Raw genomic sequence first — 19,916 nt, forward strand, 5'->3', positions numbered from 1 at the left:
CGCAGCACGCTTGAGGATCCCTTCGCTGCAATCAGCGCACTGAATTCTAAATAATAACAACAATCTTTAGAAATGAGCCAATAAAAAAAGACAATTCATAAAGAATTGTCTCATCATCACTGCAGTATGTGGATGAACAACTATTTAAGGGGAAGAAGAACGAACAATAACAAGTCAAAAATCAGATGCGATACGATTACTAAGGGAATGCTTCTTTTCCAGGCATAAAGCCATCCCCAGAAGAGACCTGCGATTAATGCTGCAAAAGCGAGCATCCAGTATCCTGAATAAAAATGAACAGAAGTATAGAGCAGAGATGATATTATAATGCTTACCTTAACAGACGTATGTTTCATCAATCTTTTTTGAACGAATCCTCTCCAAAACACCTCTTCACCTGGAACGATGATTAAAATCAGCACAATATAGTGCCAGATAAACGAAGGTGAGAATCGGCCGTATAAATGTTCAACCTGATTAACGAAGGGGAGATTGAGCAAATCAAATAAATTGTATCCTGCCCAAAATAGTCCATACAATAGAAAACCGGAAAGGGTTCCGAAGGTAATATAAGTTCCAAAAGAAGCTTTGTCTTCCACTTCTTCCATGATAATTGAGTAACTGATTAGAAGCAGTAAAGTGGCTGAAAAGATGTACCAAAAAATTGATTTATCCTGAAATGTAAAATACATAAGCAGATGAGCAAGAACCAGACCGCCGATTAAGCGGACATCTGCAGCAATATTTTTCAAATTACTTAACTCCTTTCAAGCGAAAAAAATAACCAAACACTATTCTAACAAAAAACAAACATAAAAAGTAAGGAAAAGATTTCTTTGAAATCGTTAAGATAAATTAATGCAGAAATGCTAAACATAAGCCCATATGAAGGGAGGTATGTATAATGACAAAATCAAAAAGAGAAAAAGAGCGTGCCTGGACAGTTAGAAAGCAGGATCAGCATCCTCATGGAAAAGTGAAATCCTTCAAAGAGCTGTCAGGGGAAAAAGAATAAAGTTATGGCCTCCTGAAAGGAGGCCATAACTGTGGGATTTATAGTGCAGCTAAAAAATCCAGCTGGTATGGCCAGGGAAAAAAGACAAAAACAAAAAGCAGCAAAGGGAGCTGCTTTTAAAAGAATACGCTTTCATTTTTTCTTCTTTTATACTGCTGATTCTCTGACAACTTTATAATTTTTATGATTGACAACAGTTCTCTGATCTAATTCAAGATCACGGTAGTTATCCATGTACGTTAAATCCACAATCACGGAATTCTCATTTACTTTTTCTACAATTCCCTGTAGTCCATCACGAAATTCAATAATATTGCCAACCTCTGCTTTCTTCACAAATCATCTCTCCTTTTGTCCATTTCTTTCGCTGGTAGTAACAGTTTGCACTATATTTTAAAATGCGTAAAGAATTTTGCAATTTACTGCTGCTAAGGTAAAATGTTACATTCTTTAGGTTGGTAATATTATACCAGAAAAAATACTATTGTACATTAAAATTATTTAATATTCAGAAAAATAAGTCGTGTTTATATACTTCAAAATTGGCAGTACTTTATTTATGATTAAGAAAGAATGTAGAAAAAGGAGTTCTGGATAATGAATCATGAACAAATTCAGGAAGTGCTTGAACAATTAAAAAATGGAATCATCTCAGAGTATTATGTGTCAAAGGAGGACTTTCTTCCTTTTCGCAGTGTCATCGTACAAAGGGATGACTTTAAGCACTTCAGGGGAATTGCTCAAAGAGGCGGACATGTAATTTATCAATACTTAGATTCTCCACGAAGCTAATTAAGCGTTGAAAAAAATAGCACGCAGTAAAGACACTTGATCATTTCAGGTGTCTTTACTATGTGCATACAGTTTAATTGAAAAGAAATAAGGAAAATAAGCATTATGTCAACTTTGAAAGGATGAGCAAGTATGAACGACTTTAAAGGGAAAACAGTCATTGTTACCGGAGGAGCCAGCGGAATAGGGTTGAGTATTGCCGAGTCATTCGCGAGAAAAGAGGCAAATGTTGTTATCGCCGATATTGATGAAATGAATGGAAAACAATTAGAAGACCGTTTAAACAAGACAGGCCTTAATAGCCTATTCATTAAAACAGATGTTAAGAATGAAACTGATATTAAAGAACTAATTACAAAGTCATTTGAGACATTTGGATCCATAGATATCCTGATCAATAATGCAGGCATATCAAAATTTCATTCATTTTTTGAATTGAGTGTCGAAATGTGGGATGAGGTGATCAATACAAATCTTCGGAGTGTGTTCCTGTGCAGCAGGGAGGCTGCCAAATTGATGAAGCAAGGTTCCAGTATAATCAACCTTACTTCTACAAGAGCAATAATGTCAGAAAGCGGAACAGAAGCTTACTCAGCTTCTAAAGGAGGAATTAGGGCAATTACTCACGCGATGGCCAGTACACTCGCTGAAAAGGGGATCAGGGTTAATTGCATAAGCCCCGGCTGGATTGAAACAGGAGTATATGGAAATCTAAGGGAAATCGACCATAAACAGCATTTCTCAAACAGGGTTGGAAAGCCCGGGGATATTGCAAGGACTTGCTTATTTTTAGCCCATCCGAAAAATGACTTTATAACAGGTGAAAATATAACAGTGGACGGAGGCATGACAAGGAAAATGATTTATGAACAATAATTGTGATAGTAGGAAATTAAGTTAGAAATAGAAACAATTACCTTGTTCTAAATGGTTCTATAGGCTCATGTTCTATTAATGTTTTAGAACGATTTTAGGGAAGGGTTTAATGGGCATTACCATGATTAAGATTATTAAGATTTCTTCCGAATACTTTGCCGTTGGGATTCTGCTGGGGTATTATATGTCCAGTACTCATTCTTATTTATTAGGGCCTGTTCATGTCCATATTAATTTACTTGGGTGGACGTCCTTGACTTTGGCAGGAATCCTATATTACCTATTTCCTGCTCTTGCAGTTGGGAAAGCTGGGATGTGGCATTTTTGGCTTCATAATATTGGCCTGCCAATCATGATGCTGTCACTGTCTTTAGTCCCGGTAACAGAGAATAATGCTTTTCTTTCGGGTACAGCTGTTGGAGCCACTTTTACGGCAGTCGCCATAATGAGTTTCGTATGGAACTTACTGAAAAACCTAAAAGCAGACTAGTAACTAAATGTATCGGATGGAAGAGTATTAACGGGTTCGGTTTTGAAGAGCAGAATTCAGATTAGCAGTGCTTTTCGCAGTTGAGTCAGCAGCCGCTTTAACAGAGAAATTAGCACAAAAAAGCTCGGAGTCAATATGCTCTGAGCTTTTTAGGCATCATATAGCTAAGATTAGATTTCATCTCTATTACGGCAAATAATCCCCATGATGATTAGGGGAATTTTCGCCAGACCAGAAAAGAAAACATATACATTATCACCTTTATTTTTGCATAGGAAAGACTTCAGCATTATATCTTTTGTAAAAAATTAATTTTGCATTATTACCGTATATTCCGGTTTGGTCAGTTCCCATTATACCAGCGTACTTTTTATGAAAAAAATAACCTATTATTAATTCAACAAATAATAATATAATCATTCCTATTGAATAATAAATTTTCGGCATTTCCTCCACCTCATTAATTCTAACGTTAAACTGCCTGAAAGATGACTGCCTCTTTAACATTTTAACATTTTAACATTTTAACATTTCCAATAGTTTTTTTACTTTTTCATAGTTTAATCTTGTTAAAATCCTGACTGGCCTTTGTGATAAAGAGTGAACCTAGAGGGGAAAAGGAAATTGTGAGCTGGTTCATCATGAACACTAATCGCTTCCTTTAGGAAATTAAGCTTACAGCATTTCACTCTTATGTCCCGCATATAATTGAGAAATTAATCAAAAAGGCGGGATAAAGAATGAAACTTGAAAAAGAAAAAGCATACAGAGTGAAAAGCTTATCTCAGGATATACTTGAGCACCTAATGGAAGATAACACTACTTATCATTATGAAGACCTGAAACATGTCATAGAATTGATGGCCCGGTCGGTCGCGGATCTTGCAGCACTGTATACAGACATGGAAGGCGATCATGAAACAGCCCTGAAGGGAACTATTTCAAAAATGAGAATAGGCTATAATATCCTTCAATACAAAGAAACTTCAAAGCATGTTAGAAGACAGGATAAGTATCATGTTGAAAACCTTGGAAAATGAAAGCGTTTTACTCAAAAAAATATGAACAAACGTTAAAAATTAAGGGTTTTTCATTGTCTAAATGAATGTGAAGTGCTATTCTTTTGTCTGAGATGTAAGTTGTCCGATGACTTAATTACAGCCCGGTAATCCTACCTGATTCTATAGAAGTGTTCGAAAAGCTGAATAGTTACCTGAAGAAGTTAATGAAGTAATTTTTCTCAGCCTTTTTGCACAACTATATACATGAATAATAGGGCATTGGAAAAAATAAAACAGCATATAGGACGGAATTTAATGGATTCATCCTGCTGCTGGTTTTGCTGAAAATTCCAGTTCCCGTCATTAAGTTCGTGAGGCAACGCCTTGCACATCTTAATTCATATTCAAAAATACGAAGGAGATTGATCCCATATGGTACAAAAACAATTTAAAGTAACTGCAGAAACAGGAATTCACGCTCGTCCAGCTACAATGCTTGTACAAGCTGCCAGCAAATTTGACTCAGAAATTCACCTTGAGTACAAGGAAAAGAAAGTAAACCTTAAATCAATCATGGGCGTTATGTCTTTAGGTGTTGGACAAGGTGCTGATATTACAATTATTGCTGAAGGCAGTGATGAACAGGATGCGCTTAACAGCCTTGAAGAAACATTGAAAAAAGAAGGATTGGCTGAATAATGAGCTTCTTAACTGGAATTGCGGCGTCAAGCGGTATTGCAATCGCTAAAGCTTACCGTTTGGTTGAGCCGGATCTCTCTTTTAATAAATTGACTGTAGAAAATGCTGAACAGGAAGTGGAACGCTTTCAAGCAGCATTAGCTGAATCTAAAGGAGAATTGGAAGTTATCCGCGATAATGCACATAAAGAGCTTGGTGCAGATAAAGCAGCTATTTTCGATGCTCATCTTCTAGTATTGAGTGATCCGGAATTAATTTCGCCAATTGAAGATAAAATCAAAACAGATAAAGTTAACGCTGAATCTGCTTTAAAAGAGACTGCGGATATGTTCATTACAATGTTTGAACAAATGGACAATGAATACATGAAAGAACGTGCAGCGGATATCCGTGATGTAACGAAGCGTGTACTTTCACATTTGCTTGGAGTGCAAATCGTAAATCCCAGCATGATTGCAGAAGAAGTTATCATAATTGCTGAAGACTTGACACCATCTGATACTGCTCAGCTAAATCGCCAGTACGTAAAAGGATTTACAACTGACATCGGCGGCAGAACATCTCACTCGGCTATTATGGCCCGTTCCATGGAAATTCCAGCAGTAGTGGGAACAAAAGAATCCACAAAGCAAATTAAAAATGGCGACCTGATTATCGTGGATGGATTAAAAGGTTTAGTACATATTAATCCGACCCCGGAGGCAATCGCCGAATACAAAGAAGAGCACCGTAAATTCGAGGAGCAAAAAGCTGAATGGGCCAAGCTTGTCAACGAAAAATCAGTTACAGCTGATGACCATCATGTGGAATTGGCAGCGAATATTGGTACTCCGAAAGATTTGAAGGGTGTAGTTGAAAATGGCGGAGAAGGCGTTGGCCTTTACCGTACGGAATTTTTATATATGGGAAGGGATCAGCTTCCAACAGAAGAGGAGCAGTTTGACTCCTATAAAGCTGTACTGGAAGGGATGAGCGGAAAACCAGTTGTAGTCCGCACACTGGATATCGGCGGTGATAAAGAGCTTCCATATCTGAACCTTCCAAAGGAAATGAACCCATTCCTTGGCTTCCGGGCGATTCGCCTATGTTTGGAAGAGCAGGGCATGTTCAGGACGCAATTAAGAGCTTTATTAAGAGCCAGCACTTATGGAAACCTAAAAATTATGTTCCCAATGATTGCCACGCTGGATGAATTCCGTCAGGGCAAAGCAATCCTTGAGGAAGAAAAGCAAAAACTTATTAGCGAGGGCGTACAGGTTGCCGACAACATTGAAATCGGAATTATGGTTGAAATTCCTTCAACGGCTGTTATGGCTGAGCAATTCGCTAAAGAAGTTGATTTCTTCAGTGTAGGCACTAATGATCTTATTCAGTACACAATGGCTGCAGATCGCATGAATGAACGTGTTTCTTACCTTTACCAGCCGTACAACCCTGCAATCCTGCGTTTAGTAAAAATGGTTATTGATGCAGCGCATAAAGAAGGAAAGTGGGCAGGAATGTGCGGTGAAATGGCTGGGGACGAAACGGCAATTCCATTACTGCTGGGATTAGGACTTGACGAGTTCTCCATGAGTGCTACTTCAATCCTTAAAGCTCGTTCTCAAATCAGCCGCCTGAACAAAAAGGACATGGAAGCACTGGCTGAAAGAGCGCTTCATATGAATACAGCTGAAGAAGTAGTCCAAGCTGTAAAAGAAACAGCTAAACTGTAATCTAACTGTAATAATTTGTGTGTTTTAAATATAATTTCCCGGGTAAATTAGAAGTAAGCACTTAGGTCAGACTTAATTAAGCTGATCATTCTCATTTTCCCCCCTTTTTTAAACCGGCCATTGCAGGCCGGTTTATTTTTTTGCTTATTCGAAAGAGGTATCTGCTTTTTCTTATTGACTTGTAGAGGGATGCGTGAATTTCTTGTGTTCACGCTAGAAAGCATATTTACCGTCCCGCAAAAGTGTGCAGTGCTCACAACGAAGCTCTACCCGGCCGCCTCGTGCAAGCGAGTCTATGGATCGCTATAAACATACAATTGTGGGAGACTTAAGGCCAGCATCTTATACGAAAACAGACTTTAAAATTAACCCGTTTTCAGTCTTAAGGATGACAAAGTTCCCATCTTATGGTTGTTATCGGAAATCCTAAACTCCTGCATAATAAAGCTACATTATTAAAAGGAGAGATAGAAAATGGTTACTATAATAATCAGCTTTCTCTTTCATGATCGATATAGATGCATTAAAGAAAAACAGCAGAACGACTTATATGAGAAACAAAGCCCTTTTATCACCCGCGTATTACATTGAAGAAGCCTATGAAGGGCTTCTTTTATTTATTGCCTATAATATCTGTTCGATAAGGATTTAGTTGTGCAATTGGGGTTTATTGTCAGGCGTGAAAGGAAAAGGTAATGAAAAAGGAGGAATTCTTTGTGAATAAAAAAAGCATAAGCCTAATTTTTTTCGCCATATTGGCATTCATTTTGACGGGGTGTATGCAGGGTAACCAGGATTCAATTGTCAATAGCCACGCAGAAGCCCTGCTGACTAAAAAAAATGAGCTGCAGTTCAGGTTTAAAATCAATGATAAAATTCTTTCAGAAGAGGAATTATACAAAGTAAAAGTTTCCATACATAATGAAAAACTGGCAGCTGCCCTTGGAACGGATGAGTTTATTTATGGGGAAGATACTATTATTGACGGGGAATATATAGAAGCCAATAATGAAAAGGGGAACTATATTTTTATGGATCCCATTCCTCTAACACAGGATCTGCATGTTTTCGAATTAGAAAAAATGATTGTGCAGGAAGATGCGGTTTCAGTTGAAATTTTAAATGAGGATGAAGTGATCGCGAGAGCATTCTTAAACAATTTTTCATCCCAGCTTTAAAGATAGTTAAATGTAAGAAAAATGTTTTGTTTCTCCCAATATTGGGTAATATAAATTACACGCATAAAATTGGGGATGGACCAGGCGCCTGCCTGGTCTTTTGTCGTTCCTGGAATCCTAATATTTTTATAAAAACAAAAATAATGGTAGAATTGATATAAAAATTCAGATTATTTCAAGGGAGAGGGTACCATGATTTCACCTGAAAATACAGTTATAGGATTTGTAGGAACAGGGGTTATGGGCAAGAGTATGGCAGGACACTTATTGAATGCCGGTTATCCATTAGTACTGTATACAAGAACTAAAGAAAAAGCCTCTGAACTGTTAGAGAAAGGGGCGGAGTGGGCTGAGACGCCTTCAGCAGTTGCAAAGAAAGCAAATGTTATTATTACAATTGTTGGCTATCCGGCAGATGTAGAGGAAGTGTATCTCGGGGATCATGGTATTATAACAAATGGCAGAGAAAATACATATGTAATTGACATGACTACCTCAACACCTACATTGGCCAAAAAAATATACGAAGAAGCAGGCATATTAGGCATGCATGCATTAGATGCCCCGGTTTCCGGAGGAGATATAGGTGCGAGAGATGCCCGTCTTTCAATTATGGCAGGAGGAGACAGGGAAGCATTTCTGGCCGTAGAACCAATTCTCAATCTGCTCGGAACAAATATCGTCTATCAAGGGAAAGCAGGAGCCGGACAGCATACGAAAATGTGCAACCAAATTGCGATTGCATCAAATATGATCGGGGTATGTGAAGCTGTCGTTTATGCTGAAAAAGCAGGTTTGGACCCGAAGACAGTGCTCCAAAGCATATCATCTGGTGCAGCTGGCAGCTGGTCTTTATCTAATCTGGCACCCAGAATGATTGAGGGGAACTTTGAACCGGGCTTTTACATTAAACATTTCATTAAGGATATGAATATTGCTTTAGATGAAGCAGAAGCAATGGGCATGATGACACCAGGGCTCTCCCTCGCAAAGAAAATGTATGCTGAGCTTGCTGAAAAGGGAGAAGAAAACAGCGGTACACAGGCATTGTATAAATATTGGGAAGATTAATAAGCCCCTTTTTATGAATAAACCCTCTTTTTTCACTTCAAACTAATTAAGAAAGTGAAAAGGGGGGTTAGACAAGTGGCAAAAAGAAACAAGAAAAATGATCCTCAGCAGAAGAATAAAAAAGGCTTCGATTCTGCTGTCATTGATTCTGAATTCTCCCATGAATTTGGAAGTGCTGATACAAATAAAATACACAGGGATAAAGCCAAAAAGGAAAAAGCACCAAAAAACAACGGAAAATATAAGGGTCAGTAATCACAAGAAAGGGCAGGCTGGAGCTTGCCTTTTTTAAATGAAAAAAGCGCCAGTTCCTGAAAATGGGAATGGCGCCTTTAGTATAAACATTCTAGACCTTCTGAAACTTTTCAATTCTGTTAAGGCCTTCTTTCAAGGTTTCCATGGAATAAGCAAAAGAAATGCGGAAATAGCCTTCTCCATATGAGGAAAATGCGCTGCCCGGAACGACAGCTACTCCTGCTTTTTCTACAAGTGTAAGGGCAAATTCAAAGGATGTCATTGAATCATCCGGTATTTTTACAAAGAAATAAAAAGCTCCATCAGGTTTGACAACATCCAAATTCATTTTTACTAATCGCTCATAAACATAGTCGCGGCGTTTAGCATAGTCCTGTCTCATAGGCAGCGCGTCATCGATACCTGCTGTGAGTGCTTCAAGTGCTGCCATCTGGGAGACAGAAGCTGCACAAGTCACATTATACTGATGAACCTTCAGGATATGCTTTGCCAGATTTTCCGGTGCGTATAATAGCCCAATACGCCAGCCTGTCATTGAGTGTGACTTTGATAACCCATTAATTACAATCGTTTGCTCCCGTAAAAGGGAAGCAATCGAGTGATGGCTTTGATCATAGATCAGTTCGCTGTATATTTCATCAGCAAGGATAAAGATCTCTTTGCCTTTAACAAGTGCTGCAATTTGCTCAAGTTCCTCCACAGTAAGACTGACTCCTGTGGGATTCGAGGGGTATGGAAGAACTATGCATCTTGTTTTTTCACTTATATGTTTCTCAATTAATTCAGCAGTAAATCTAAACTTGTTTTTCGAAATATCAGCATGTACCGGAACTGCACCGCAAAGCTTTATGATTGGCTCATATCCGGGATAAACAGGACCTGGCAGGATTACTTCAGAGCCTTCGTCCAAAATGGTTCTAAAGGCAATATCAATTGCTTCACTCGCACCTGATGTCACAATAACTTCAGATTCAGGATTATATGTAAGATTATATTTTGTCTTTACAAAAGAAGCTGCAGCTTCACGCAAACGGATATCGCCTGCATTATGTGTATAGGAGGTAAAGTTATTGTCGATTGCCTGTTTAGCTGCTTCTTTCACATGCAATGGTGTAGGGAAGTCAGGCTGTCCAATTGTAAGAGAAATCATATCTTTGGTGCCGGCCACCATATTGAAAAATTTTCTGATTCCGGAAATTTCGATGTCCTTCACTCTTTGGTTGATTAAATGATCCAATGTATTCACCTCGCGTCATCATAATCTATATTCTAACACTTTGGCAGTTCGGCAAACAGTAAAAAATAAAACAGGCTCCGAGTTCTATTCAGAGCCTGCAAAAATATAATTAATATCCGTAATCCCAATCCACCTCATCTTCATGCCATAAAACAGGGGATACAGCCCCAAAGTCGATGACTTTATTTTCTATATGGCAATGGCAATGCTTATCGCCGCATTGATCTTTCATTTCCTCGAACACAGAATGCTCCACATTTTCCAAAATCGTAACTTTATGATCATCATGGTAAAGGATTGCTGTACCTTTCATGCCTGATTGCACCTCTTTTATAATTTATGTAAAACGTTACTTTCTGCTTTACAGACTTATTTTATGCCTTGCCAAAGAGAGTGTCTACAGTGTTAGATGAGTGTTCACAGAATAGTCAAGATGAAAACGTTTAAAAAATATTCGATAAAAATTAATCTGTGTAAAATTTTACAAAGAGTTGAATATAATTCATTTAGAGATTAACATTAGTAGATAGTGGAAACTATAATTTTAGAATGTTAGTTTCCTGCTTATTTATTTTAAGGAGGTTTTTAAGTGGAGACATCTTTAGAGAAGCAGCCTTATGAAAGCACAAAGGAATATGGCGGATTCTGGCAACGGTTTGCGGCCTATTTAATTGATTCTATTATTATCGGAATCCCGCTTACTATTCTGAGCATTGTTATATTTATGATCTTCTTTGGCACTTCTGACGCTTTTAACATGATGATAAGCGACCCATCTTATATGGAAGCAGAGATGACAGATGCAGAAGCTCTTGCATTCATGGGATCCTATTTTGGCGCACTTGGAGTAACATTTCTTGTCAATCTTGTTGCTGCTGTTGCCTATTTTGCTGGCCTGCATGCATCCCCATGGCAGGGGACTGTGGGCAAAAAGCTGCTTGGATTAAAAGTGACTGATTTGAATGGTGATCGCATTTCTTTCTGGAGAGCACTTGGGAGATATTTTGCTATGGCAATCCTATCTGGAATTTTCCTAATCGGCTATATCATTGCTGCTTTTACAGAGAAAAAACAGGCATTGCATGATCTAATCGCGGGCACAGTTGTTTTAAAAAAATAACTCCAAAAAGAAGCTGTATGGCCTAGCTGCTATACAGTTTTTTTAGGATTTGCACTTAAAAGGATTTATTGGCTGCATGCAGAATATATTTTTAGAAAGGGAGGGTGAAAATGCAAAAGAATGAAATTATTACACACTATGAATCTTTTTCAGTGTGGCTTGAGTCTATAAAAGTGCTTGACCAGGAAACGTGGCTAAAACCTGTTAAAGCCGGGAAATGGCCAATTGCCGCAGTGGTTGCCCATCTGTTATTCTGGGATCGGTTTTCCCTTGAGAAGCGCTTCCCATTTTTTAAAAAGGGTGCAGAACTTGAGAGCTTTCCTGAGTTTCAGTATGTGAATGATGCTGCAGCAGAATATTCTCAAAAGCATGCACAAATAGAAATTATTGAAGAACTATTAGAAGTAAGAAAACAGTTCCTTGATATCCTGAAAGGGATGACTGAAGAAAACCTGAATACAGCATTTACAATTGGAGGTACTGCCTTAACTGTCCGTGATTATTTTGCAGATTTTATAAAACATGACATACACCATAAAAAGCAAATTAATCAGGCAGCCGGCATCAGGGTTTAATATGCTGGGCGGTGACAGTCTAACTGTTTTTTTAATGAAGGAGCTGATGGCATGGAAATAGAAAGAACGGAGCTTAAGAAACCGGGGAAATTCAATTCTCTGCGCCTGTATATGACCCTGCCAATCGTATCATGGGCACTATATGATTTTGCGAATACCATTTTTTCATCCAACATTAATACGATATTTTTTCCTTTTTACCTGCAGGAAGTAATAGGGGAGAACGAAGTTTTAAATCAGATTGCTAGTACTTTTATATCTTATTCTAATGCGTTGGCAAGCTTTTTTCTTGTCCTGTTTTCCCCCTTGTTCGGGGTTATGATAGACCGGACAGGAAGAAAAAAGAAATATATAGTTATATTCACTCTTATTACTGTCATGGCAACGATTTTTATGGGAGTTTTTGCATCCAGCCAAATTAGCGGGAAAGTATTTGGGCTGCCTGTTTATCTTGCACTGGTTATTATTTGTTTTGTTATTGCAAAGTTTTTTTTCCATTCCAGTCTGGTTTTTTACGATGCAATGATCTCAGACTTGGGAACAAAACAGGATATTCCGCTGATTTCGGGTTTCGGAGTAGCAGTCGGTTATATTGGAACCCTTGTAGGACTGACTGTTTATTTGTTTGTAGGTGATGATGGTTTTCACGAATCCTTCATACCAACTGCTATTTTATTTCTGGTGTTTTCATTGCCGCTATTTTTCTTTGTTAAAGATAAGCCCAGCCAGGTAAAAGAAAAACAAACATTTTTATCAGGCTATAAGGAAGTCTGGCAGACTTTTAATGAAATGAAACATTATAAATCAATTTTCACTTTCATGATTGCTTATTTTTTCTTAAATGATGCAATAGCTACAACGATTGCGATGATGGCCGTTTATGCAAAAACGATAGTCGGTTTTACAACTGGCAAATTCATTTTGTTATATCTGGTTTCCACGGTTTCGAGTATAATTGGATCTTTTGTATTTGGCTATATAACCAAGGCGAAAGGAGCAAATAAAGCGGTAAAGTATGTTGGTATCCTTCTTCTTGTTGCATTGGCAATTGCGGTTGGCGCTGTCAATGAAGTCATGTTCTGGATTGCCGGCAGCATGTTTGGCGTTGCCCTGGGTTCGATGTGGGTAACCACAAGAACGTATATAGTGGAATTAACTCCTGAAGATAAAAGAGGACAGTTTTTTGGTTTGTTTGCCTTTTCAGGAAAAGTATCTTCCATTATTGGTCCGCTCATTTACGGAAGCATAACCCTGATCTTTGCAAGCTACGGAAACCTGGCAAGCAGACTGGCACTTGGCTCATTGATGATTTTGACTGTAATTGGACTGCTCGTTCATTCAAAAATTAAAGAAGAAAGCATTCCTGAATAAAGCAGTACATCTTGTTTAGATTCCATAAGCAGGCCGCTAAGGGCCTGCTTTTTAGTATTAACATTACTGACTGCTGCTGTATAAATCGGGACTTTTTACATGATATATCAAATTTACATAAGAAATTTTATCCATTCATGGTATATTAATAGAGAAAAAGACTCAGATAGTAGCATGTGCTCTTCTTGAAGAGTTATTATTTGAAGGGCAGGATTTGAAATAGGCAGATGGAAAAGGAAGGACGAAAAGAAGTGGATCAGAATAAAGGCATTTTACTTGAAAGTGGAACAAATGAACTAGAAATTGTTGAATTTTCGATAGGCAGGAATAAATTCGGAATTAATGTGATCAAAGTGAAGGAAATTATAAACCCTGTGCAGGTCACTCCTGTCCCTCATTCACATAGAAATATTGAAGGAATCATTGAACTGAGGGGTGAGGTGCTTCCTGTGGTTGATGTAGCTTCTTCATTGAATATGGCTTCATCAGAAACCCCGCAGCAGGATAAGTTTATTGTGACAGAGTTTAATCAGCAGAAAATTGTTTTTCATGTTCATAATGTTTCGAAAATCCACCGAATTTCCTGGAACCAAATAGAAAAACCATCTGAAATGTACCAGGGGCAGGAAAGTCAGATTATCGGAATCATTAAACTAGGTGGAGAGATGGTCCTGATGCTTGATTTTGAAAAAATGGTCACAGAAATAAATCCGGATTCAGGGATCAGCATTCAAAAGGTGCAAAAACTTGGAAAGCGTGAAAGATCTAATAAGAAGCTGATTATAGCGGAGGATTCTCCATTATTAAGAAAGCTTTTGAACGATACATTGAATGAAGCGGGATTTTCCCGGATCAAATTTTTTGAAAACGGATTTGAAGCTTATACATATCTTCACTCATTAGCAGCGTCCGGACGGAATGTCACTGACGAAGTGCAGCTCATGATTACCGATATCGAAATGCCGCAAATGGATGGACATCATCTGACTAAAAAGGTGAAAGATGATCCGATACTTGCAAAACTTCCTGTAATCATTTTTTCTTCATTGATTACTGAAGATCTTCGCCATAAAGGACAGATGGTTGGAGCGGATGCACAGGTGAGCAAGCCGGAAATTGCAGAATTAGTGCTTTTAATTGATCAGCATGCTTTATAAGCAAACTAAAAAGCTGGATTTCTTCATTCCAGCTTTTTTAGTGTTAGGTATGAAAGTAAAACTGTAATCTTGATAACTGTTCAGCTCCAGCGTCTGCCTCCTTGAGTCCACAGGCTTGTCTAGGTTCGGCTTCCGGGGCAGCCGCCCTCTTCATTTCTCACCATATAAACTAAGCTTTTCATTGAGAACCTCTTTTTCTGCTTGCCGGGGGTGAGCTGGCACTAGTACTTTCAATGATTAAAAGTAACTTTCTCCTAATTTTTTAAATACTGGTTTTTGATAGCGCTGTTTTTTTTCATTCGGCGGGCTATTAAGCTCCTTTAGTCCTGTATATGACATTAGCAATTTTTTCGCTGCATTAAGTGATAAGGAGGACTTTGGATTTCGGACGAAGGAATCCAGCTTGCCCAAATGCGGAAGCTCTAAAAAATCCTCTTTAGATGGCGGGAGGTGAAAAGAATAATTCCCGCACTTTACAAGAACATCAGATTGCTGCTGGCTGTTTTTAGGATTACCTGAATAATGCAAGCCAGCTTTTTGGGCTTTACCTTCTTTGATCAGCTTGTGCAATGCATCATGCTTTAATTTATACAAAAATTTAGGATTTGGTGCTGTCTTTGCATGGCGGTTAACGGTGAAGATGGCTTGAGAGAGGTTTTCAACCGTTGGTTGCAGATGGGGATATTGTTTCTTGTCAGAATTCAATTTCCAATCTCCTTTCATATTTTAAAGGGGTATAAACGTATTATACCCCTTTTAGGCAATAAAACCAACATAGTATAGAGTTGAGACAATAAAAGCTTATGCGTCCAGCTGTTTACTGCTAACGGGCTGAAAATATCCAGATTTTTTCCATATAATTATAAGCATGGTGAGTCCCAATAATGTCGTAGCAAAGCCTGCGCCAATCATAACAAAAGAGGCGCCTAGCTTTTTTGCCAGAAGAGCACCTGCCGCAGGCGCAATAAGCATCGAAAAAGTCTGCAGGGACATAGCGGCAGCAGAAACTCTGCCCATCATTTGCTTTGGTGTTTCAGATTGAAGAACATAGCCGTAGGGAACAGATTCTCCTGCACCTAAGAGACCTAAAAGACATGCACCGATTATCCAGGCCAGTTGTGACAAATTAAGAAAACCTAAACCTCCAAGTCCAACAGCTGCTATTAAGGTGCCGCTTAAGATGGCTGAAGAACTCATTAAATGGATGGGCTTCCGGTTCCACCCTGTCCATTGGCCCAGCAAAAGTGAACCGGCAACACTGCCTGCTCCCACTGCACTGATGAGCATACCAAAATTCCCCTCATTAAACCCAATCTGTTTTGCAATAAAGACAAACAGACCATCATAAAGGAAAATAATGAAAAAAGCTGCAGAAGAAAGAATAATCGAGATCTTCAAAAGAGGTGTACGGGAAATATGCCGAATTCCATCGGAAAAGTCTTTCCAAAAACTCCTTTTGTTTGCGTGTCCGCCATCCAAAATTTTATCTGATTCTTCAAAGGACTTTAAGTTGGGAAGAAACAAGAGGAAAAAAACAGCTATAAGGAATCCTGCAGCTTCAAACAAAAAAGGGCTTTTAGGTCCAAAAACAGCTATTATTCCCCCTCCTAATGCCGGCCCGGCAATTTTCATCGTGTTAACTGAAAGCTGGCTTAAAGTTACTGCTTCAGGCAGCATGTTTTCAGGTACAATCATCCGGATGACACTCTGCCTGGCCGGATCATAAAGTGCCGAAACGGTTCCTTTTAAAAACACAAATAAAAGCAGAATGTATAGATTAGGGGCGTAAAATAAGCCTGCTACAAAGACTACTCTTAAAAGGAGGCAAACGATCATAACTGCCTTTTTGGGCATTCTATCCACAAACACACTCGCAAATGGGCCAATGATGACCCAGGGAAGACCAAGAACGATAATAACTGAGGCAATGGCCGTTTCATCCAGCCCCCAGTGATAAGCGACAATAACCTGCAACGCAATAAAATCAAGCCAGTTCCCCAGGTCGGAAAATAACTGGGCACCAAAAAGTACGCGAAAGGATTTTAGTTTGAGCGGTTTAAAGATTCCTGGTTTCGCTGTCATTTTCCTTCATCCTTTCCGATGGCCATCCTCCGCCTGTTCAGCAGCTTTTCAGTATTGCCATAAGGGTCCTGGCCGTCCGGCAGATTATCTGTTTGTAGAGCTTCAATTGATTCCTCTATCCATTTAATTTCTGTTTCAAGCTTCATTTCGGCATATCGAATTGAGAGAGAGCCAAGCTTGCTGACATAGGAATACCCATTTCCAGGCCACTCCTTTACGAATTTAAGGATATCTGAAGCTTCCTCTTTTCTTTTTAATAAATGGCTGATTAGCACTTCATTATCCATATCTTCATGCCAGGTTGACATTTTCATTAGCAGTTCATCTTTAATAACAGGGAAAGCAGGAGGTGTCCTCAGCCAATTCTCAAACTCTTTCCAGCCTTTAGCTGTGAGTTCATACATTTTTTTTCTTCTTCCATCGTCTTCCTGTTCGAGTGTATAGATAAATCCTTCTTCTTCCAGCTTTTTTAATTTGGGATATATGCTCCCATAGCTCATTCCCCAATATAGGCCAGCAGCTTTGTGTTCAAATTCAGATTTGATTTTATATCCCGTGCTGGGCCAAAAGCTTAGTACAGCTAGGATGGTATGTTCTACAGACAAGGATAATTCTCCTTTCGATGTATCAGTATGATATATCAATATGATATGTTTTGTTTATAAAAAAATCAACAAAAAATAAAAAACTTTCGCAATTTTTAAGCGAAAGCTTTTTTGAAGGAGGATGTTCTCTATGGCTGTATGATTACCCTTGTGCCATTTGGCACTATGCTTGCCAATTGCAGTACATCCTGGTTATACATGCGTATACAGCCTTTGGAAACAGATTGGCCGATTGAAGAAGGGTTATTGGTTCCGTGAATTCCATAGCCGTATTTAGATAGAGAAAGCCACATGGCCCCATATGGGCCGCCGGGGTCAGGTTCTCTGTTCACAATTACAAACTCTCCAATTGGGGTTAGCGTCAGCATTTTTCCTACTGCAATGGGATAGACTTTTTGCACGGTACCGTTAGATAAAAGAGTTAAGGTTTTTTTGCCTCTTGAAACTATAATTGTATATGGTATGGAATCCGGTTCAGGCAGTCCTGGTATTAAGACTCGCTGGCCAGGATAAATTAGCCCTGGATTAACAATGGCAGGGTTTGCCGCCAATAGCCTGCTTAGAGGGCGGCGGTAATTTTGCGCGATGACAGACATTGTTTCACCAGGCTTTACTATATGGTAAATAGCAACCACCTCATTCTTATAAGGTTTATTAATATATGCATGAGAAAATCATCTTGTAACTTATTGCTTGAATTATGTCCTGAATGCATTAAAAAAGGAAAGCAGCATAATTTGCTTTCCCATTACTTGCTGCTGTCTGATTGCAGGGTAAACACCGTCAGTTCCGGTCTGGACAAAAAGCGGAAGGGCAGTCTGGTTGTCCCAAGCCCTCTGTTTACATAAAGAGTTAAAGGGTTTTGACGGCCAATTTCATAAAAACCTTCATAGTATCTTTCAGCATGAGGAGGTTTAACTAAGGCTCCAAAGAATGGGAGTTTTATTTGGCCGCCATGACTATGGCCGCTCAACTGCAGGTTGATGCTGAAAGCAGAGGCTGCATCTGCTAAATCCGGTGCGTGGGACAATAAAATGTTATATGATGCCTCGTCCATATTTTCGCTGGCCAGCTTTATGTCCGGCCTTCCGAGCATAGCATCATCAATGCCTATAATCCCAATGCTGCTTCCGGAAAATTCGAGTTTGCGATTTTCATTCAGTAAAAGAGTAAATCCTGAATCTTCCATAATAGATTTATAGATATCTGAACCATAGCCCCCGTGATCATGATTCCCATAAATAGCAAATCTGCCAAGCGGTGCCTGAAGTCTTTTCAGGATCGGTGCAATCTGGTCTGCCTCCTGATATTTATTTGGTTCATCCATCAGGTCACCTGTAAAGAATACAATATCAGGCTTCAGGCTGTTTATCTTTTCAATCAATTCTTCAAGCTGTTTCAGTTCATACTGAAATCCTAAATGGGTGTCGCTGAATTGGATAATTTTTTTATTATTGAATGCTTGGGGAATTGCGCTGTCAGATATTTTGTAGTTTGTGATTTCCAGGAGCCGAGGCTCCATTTCCCGTGAATAATAATAACCGCCTGCACTAATACCACACACAGCAGCAAAAAAGCCGAGAGTTCTTTTTAGAAAAGATCTTCTGGACAATTTTTCCGGCATTGGACATACCAACCTATCTTTAAAAATTTTTACTGGAGTTTGTACGAGAAGAGAAAGAAGGCCTTCTCATTACAGTATCTTTAATACTATCAAACTATCCTATTAAAAAGAAGGAGTAACTATGCTTGTTTTTTATCCTTCATTTTCCTTAAATTGATTTAAGTATTTATTTATAAATAATAATTCGAAAATTCTATATTTAATGGTAAAATATAAATGAATGATCATTCATTTTTTGGGAGGGGAATTAGGATGAAAAATAAAACAGTCATTGTTACTGGCGGTTCCAGCGGCATGGGGAAATTTATGGCAAAGCGTTTTGCTGAAGCCGGTGCGAATGTGGTTATAACAGGCAGAAACGCCGAACGCCTCGAGACAGCCAAAGCTGAAATTGAAACATCAAAGGGACAAGTTTTGACCATTCAAATGGATGTCCGCGAGATTGAACATCTTAAATATATGCTTAAAGGAACGCTTAATACGTTTGGGCAGGTTGACTTCCTTGTCAATAATGCTGCAGGAAACTTCATATGCCCTGCTGAGGAGCTAAGTGCAAATGGCTGGAATTCTGTTATTAATATTGTGTTGAATGGAACCTTTTATTGTTCGAGCGAAGTCGGCAAATACTGGATTGAAAAGGGAATTAAGGGAAGCATAATCAATATGGTAGCTACATATGCATGGGACGCTGGAGCTGGAGTTATACACTCAGCTGCCGCAAAAGCTGGGGTGTTATCCATGACAAGAACATTGGCTGTCGAATGGGGAAGAAAATACGGTATCAGGGTAAATGCTATAGCTCCAGGTCCAATTGAAAGGACGGGAGGGGCAGACCGGCTGTGGGAATCGGAAAAGGCTGCACAAAGGACACTTCAAAGTGTGCCGCTGGGCAGGCTTGGAAAGCCGGAAGAAATTGCAGAATTGGCCTTCTTTCTATTCTCTGAGCATGCAGGTTATATTAATGGAGAGTGCATTACAATGGATGGCGGCCAGTGGCTGAACCAGTTTCCGTTCTAATGAATATAAAAGCCGGCTGAATATTTTCAGCCGGCT

26 protein-coding genes are annotated in these 19,916 nt (G+C 39.0%); 16 read left to right on the top strand and 10 right to left on the bottom strand.

What is annotated here, in order from left to right:
- Positions 1 to 140: 140 nt before the first annotated feature.
- Complete coding sequence (locus AC6CHU_RS20855; protein ID WP_159862467.1) at positions 141 to 752, bottom strand: CPBP family intramembrane glutamic endopeptidase; 612 nt, start codon at positions 750 to 752, stop codon at positions 141 to 143.
- Positions 753 to 904: 152 nt separating this feature from the next.
- On the opposite strand from AC6CHU_RS20855, the gene AC6CHU_RS20860 reads away from it, so the two are divergent.
- Positions 905 to 1,015 (top strand): DUF6254 family protein, encoded by a 111-nt coding sequence (locus AC6CHU_RS20860; protein ID WP_236566134.1) that lies wholly within the window; start codon positions 905 to 907, stop codon positions 1,013 to 1,015.
- A gap of 147 nt (positions 1,016 to 1,162) precedes the next feature.
- On the opposite strand, the gene AC6CHU_RS20865 is transcribed toward AC6CHU_RS20860, so the two are convergent.
- Positions 1,163 to 1,351 (bottom strand): YkvS family protein, encoded by a 189-nt coding sequence (locus AC6CHU_RS20865; protein WP_009331029.1) that lies wholly within the window; start codon positions 1,349 to 1,351, stop codon positions 1,163 to 1,165.
- A 261-nt stretch (positions 1,352 to 1,612) separates the two neighbouring features.
- Between AC6CHU_RS20865 and ykzS the strand changes: the two genes are divergently transcribed.
- The 3 genes from ykzS (at position 1,613) to AC6CHU_RS20880 (ending at position 3,173) form a co-directional block, all read left to right on the top strand.
- On the top strand, positions 1,613 to 1,807 hold the full coding sequence (ykzS, locus tag AC6CHU_RS20870) for a protein YkzS (RefSeq protein ID WP_159862468.1): 195 nt from the start codon (positions 1,613 to 1,615) through the stop codon (positions 1,805 to 1,807).
- Between the two features lie 132 nt (positions 1,808 to 1,939).
- Positions 1,940 to 2,683 carry an SDR family NAD(P)-dependent oxidoreductase gene (locus AC6CHU_RS20875; RefSeq protein ID WP_159862469.1) on the top strand — a complete coding sequence of 248 codons (744 nt, stop codon included), beginning with the start codon at positions 1,940 to 1,942 and terminating at the stop codon, positions 2,681 to 2,683.
- A gap of 109 nt (positions 2,684 to 2,792) precedes the next feature.
- Complete coding sequence (locus tag AC6CHU_RS20880; protein WP_498122685.1) at positions 2,793 to 3,173, top strand: cytochrome-c oxidase; 381 nt, start codon at positions 2,793 to 2,795, stop codon at positions 3,171 to 3,173.
- Between the two features lie 261 nt (positions 3,174 to 3,434).
- On the opposite strand, the gene AC6CHU_RS20885 is transcribed toward AC6CHU_RS20880, so the two are convergent.
- On the bottom strand, positions 3,435 to 3,593 hold the full coding sequence (locus AC6CHU_RS20885) for a hypothetical protein (RefSeq protein ID WP_498122687.1): 159 nt from the start codon (positions 3,591 to 3,593) through the stop codon (positions 3,435 to 3,437).
- A 320-nt stretch (positions 3,594 to 3,913) separates the two neighbouring features.
- Between AC6CHU_RS20885 and AC6CHU_RS20890 the strand changes: the two genes are divergently transcribed.
- The 7 genes from AC6CHU_RS20890 (at position 3,914) to AC6CHU_RS20920 (ending at position 9,092) form a co-directional block, all read left to right on the top strand.
- Positions 3,914 to 4,213, top strand: a complete 300-nt coding sequence (locus AC6CHU_RS20890) for a hypothetical protein (RefSeq protein ID WP_159862472.1) — start codon at positions 3,914 to 3,916, stop codon at positions 4,211 to 4,213.
- Between the two features lie 393 nt (positions 4,214 to 4,606).
- Positions 4,607 to 4,873, top strand: a complete 267-nt coding sequence (locus tag AC6CHU_RS20895) for a phosphocarrier protein HPr (protein ID WP_035328512.1) — start codon at positions 4,607 to 4,609, stop codon at positions 4,871 to 4,873.
- Entirely contained in the window at positions 4,873 to 6,588 is a 1,716-nt protein-coding gene (ptsP, locus tag AC6CHU_RS20900) for a phosphoenolpyruvate--protein phosphotransferase (RefSeq protein ID WP_159862473.1), read from the top strand. Before AC6CHU_RS20895 ends, ptsP begins: the two co-directional genes overlap by 1 nt.
- 505 nt (positions 6,589 to 7,093) lie before the next feature.
- A complete protein-coding gene (locus AC6CHU_RS20905) occupies positions 7,094 to 7,240 on the top strand; it encodes a hypothetical protein (protein WP_498122689.1) in 147 nt (48 codons plus the stop codon).
- A 64-nt stretch (positions 7,241 to 7,304) separates the two neighbouring features.
- A complete protein-coding gene (locus AC6CHU_RS20910; protein WP_159862474.1) occupies positions 7,305 to 7,766 on the top strand; it encodes a hypothetical protein in 462 nt (153 codons plus the stop codon).
- A gap of 192 nt (positions 7,767 to 7,958) precedes the next feature.
- On the top strand, positions 7,959 to 8,837 hold the full coding sequence (locus AC6CHU_RS20915; RefSeq protein WP_159862475.1) for an NAD(P)-dependent oxidoreductase: 879 nt from the start codon (positions 7,959 to 7,961) through the stop codon (positions 8,835 to 8,837).
- Between the two features lie 75 nt (positions 8,838 to 8,912).
- A complete protein-coding gene (locus AC6CHU_RS20920; RefSeq protein WP_159862476.1) occupies positions 8,913 to 9,092 on the top strand; it encodes a hypothetical protein in 180 nt (59 codons plus the stop codon).
- Positions 9,093 to 9,183: 91 nt separating this feature from the next.
- Here the strand turns inward: AC6CHU_RS20920 and AC6CHU_RS20925 are convergent, their stop codons facing one another.
- Together AC6CHU_RS20925 and AC6CHU_RS20930 are read right to left on the bottom strand one after the other, a co-directional pair.
- Positions 9,184 to 10,329, bottom strand: a complete 1,146-nt coding sequence (locus tag AC6CHU_RS20925) for an aminotransferase A (protein ID WP_159862477.1) — start codon at positions 10,327 to 10,329, stop codon at positions 9,184 to 9,186.
- Between the two features lie 109 nt (positions 10,330 to 10,438).
- On the bottom strand, positions 10,439 to 10,642 hold the full coding sequence (locus AC6CHU_RS20930) for a protein YkzT (protein ID WP_061793971.1): 204 nt from the start codon (positions 10,640 to 10,642) through the stop codon (positions 10,439 to 10,441).
- 276 nt (positions 10,643 to 10,918) lie between these two features.
- On the opposite strand from AC6CHU_RS20930, the gene AC6CHU_RS20935 reads away from it, so the two are divergent.
- The 4 genes from AC6CHU_RS20935 to AC6CHU_RS20950 all read left to right on the top strand — a co-directional run bounded on the left by AC6CHU_RS20935 (position 10,919) and on the right by AC6CHU_RS20950 (position 14,552).
- A complete protein-coding gene (locus tag AC6CHU_RS20935) occupies positions 10,919 to 11,449 on the top strand; it encodes an RDD family protein (RefSeq protein WP_159862478.1) in 531 nt (176 codons plus the stop codon).
- Between the two features lie 110 nt (positions 11,450 to 11,559).
- Positions 11,560 to 12,024, top strand: coding sequence for a DinB family protein (locus AC6CHU_RS20940; RefSeq protein ID WP_159862479.1), 465 nt, complete (start codon positions 11,560 to 11,562; stop codon positions 12,022 to 12,024).
- Between the two features lie 51 nt (positions 12,025 to 12,075).
- A complete protein-coding gene (locus AC6CHU_RS20945; RefSeq protein ID WP_498122692.1) occupies positions 12,076 to 13,395 on the top strand; it encodes an MFS transporter in 1,320 nt (439 codons plus the stop codon).
- A 251-nt stretch (positions 13,396 to 13,646) separates the two neighbouring features.
- Entirely contained in the window at positions 13,647 to 14,552 is a 906-nt protein-coding gene (locus AC6CHU_RS20950) for a chemotaxis protein (protein WP_159862481.1), read from the top strand.
- A gap of 237 nt (positions 14,553 to 14,789) precedes the next feature.
- Here AC6CHU_RS20950 and AC6CHU_RS20955 read toward each other — a convergent pair whose 3' ends face one another.
- The 5 genes from AC6CHU_RS20955 to AC6CHU_RS20975 form a co-directional block, all read right to left on the bottom strand.
- On the bottom strand, positions 14,790 to 15,275 hold the full coding sequence (locus AC6CHU_RS20955) for a YkyB family protein (protein ID WP_201306472.1): 486 nt from the start codon (positions 15,273 to 15,275) through the stop codon (positions 14,790 to 14,792).
- A 78-nt stretch (positions 15,276 to 15,353) separates the two neighbouring features.
- Positions 15,354 to 16,634 (bottom strand): MFS transporter, encoded by a 1,281-nt coding sequence (locus AC6CHU_RS20960; protein ID WP_498122694.1) that lies wholly within the window; start codon positions 16,632 to 16,634, stop codon positions 15,354 to 15,356.
- Positions 16,631 to 17,239, bottom strand: coding sequence for a PadR family transcriptional regulator (locus AC6CHU_RS20965; RefSeq protein ID WP_159862484.1), 609 nt, complete (start codon positions 17,237 to 17,239; stop codon positions 16,631 to 16,633). Before AC6CHU_RS20965 ends, AC6CHU_RS20960 begins: the two co-directional genes overlap by 4 nt.
- Before the next feature lie 128 nt (positions 17,240 to 17,367).
- Positions 17,368 to 17,865 (bottom strand): L,D-transpeptidase family protein, encoded by a 498-nt coding sequence (locus tag AC6CHU_RS20970; protein WP_159862747.1) that lies wholly within the window; start codon positions 17,863 to 17,865, stop codon positions 17,368 to 17,370.
- 122 nt (positions 17,866 to 17,987) lie between these two features.
- Positions 17,988 to 18,863: a metallophosphoesterase gene (locus tag AC6CHU_RS20975; RefSeq protein WP_498122695.1), complete on the bottom strand. Its 876-nt coding sequence runs from the start codon at positions 18,861 to 18,863 to the stop codon at positions 17,988 to 17,990.
- A gap of 252 nt (positions 18,864 to 19,115) precedes the next feature.
- Here AC6CHU_RS20975 and fadH point away from each other — a divergent pair, with 252 nt between their 5' ends.
- Positions 19,116 to 19,880, top strand: a complete 765-nt coding sequence (fadH, locus tag AC6CHU_RS20980) for a 2,4-dienoyl-CoA reductase (protein ID WP_498122697.1) — start codon at positions 19,116 to 19,118, stop codon at positions 19,878 to 19,880.
- Positions 19,881 to 19,916: the final 36 nt, after the last annotated feature.

This window comes from Cytobacillus sp. GQ23 (genome assembly GCF_059758675.1).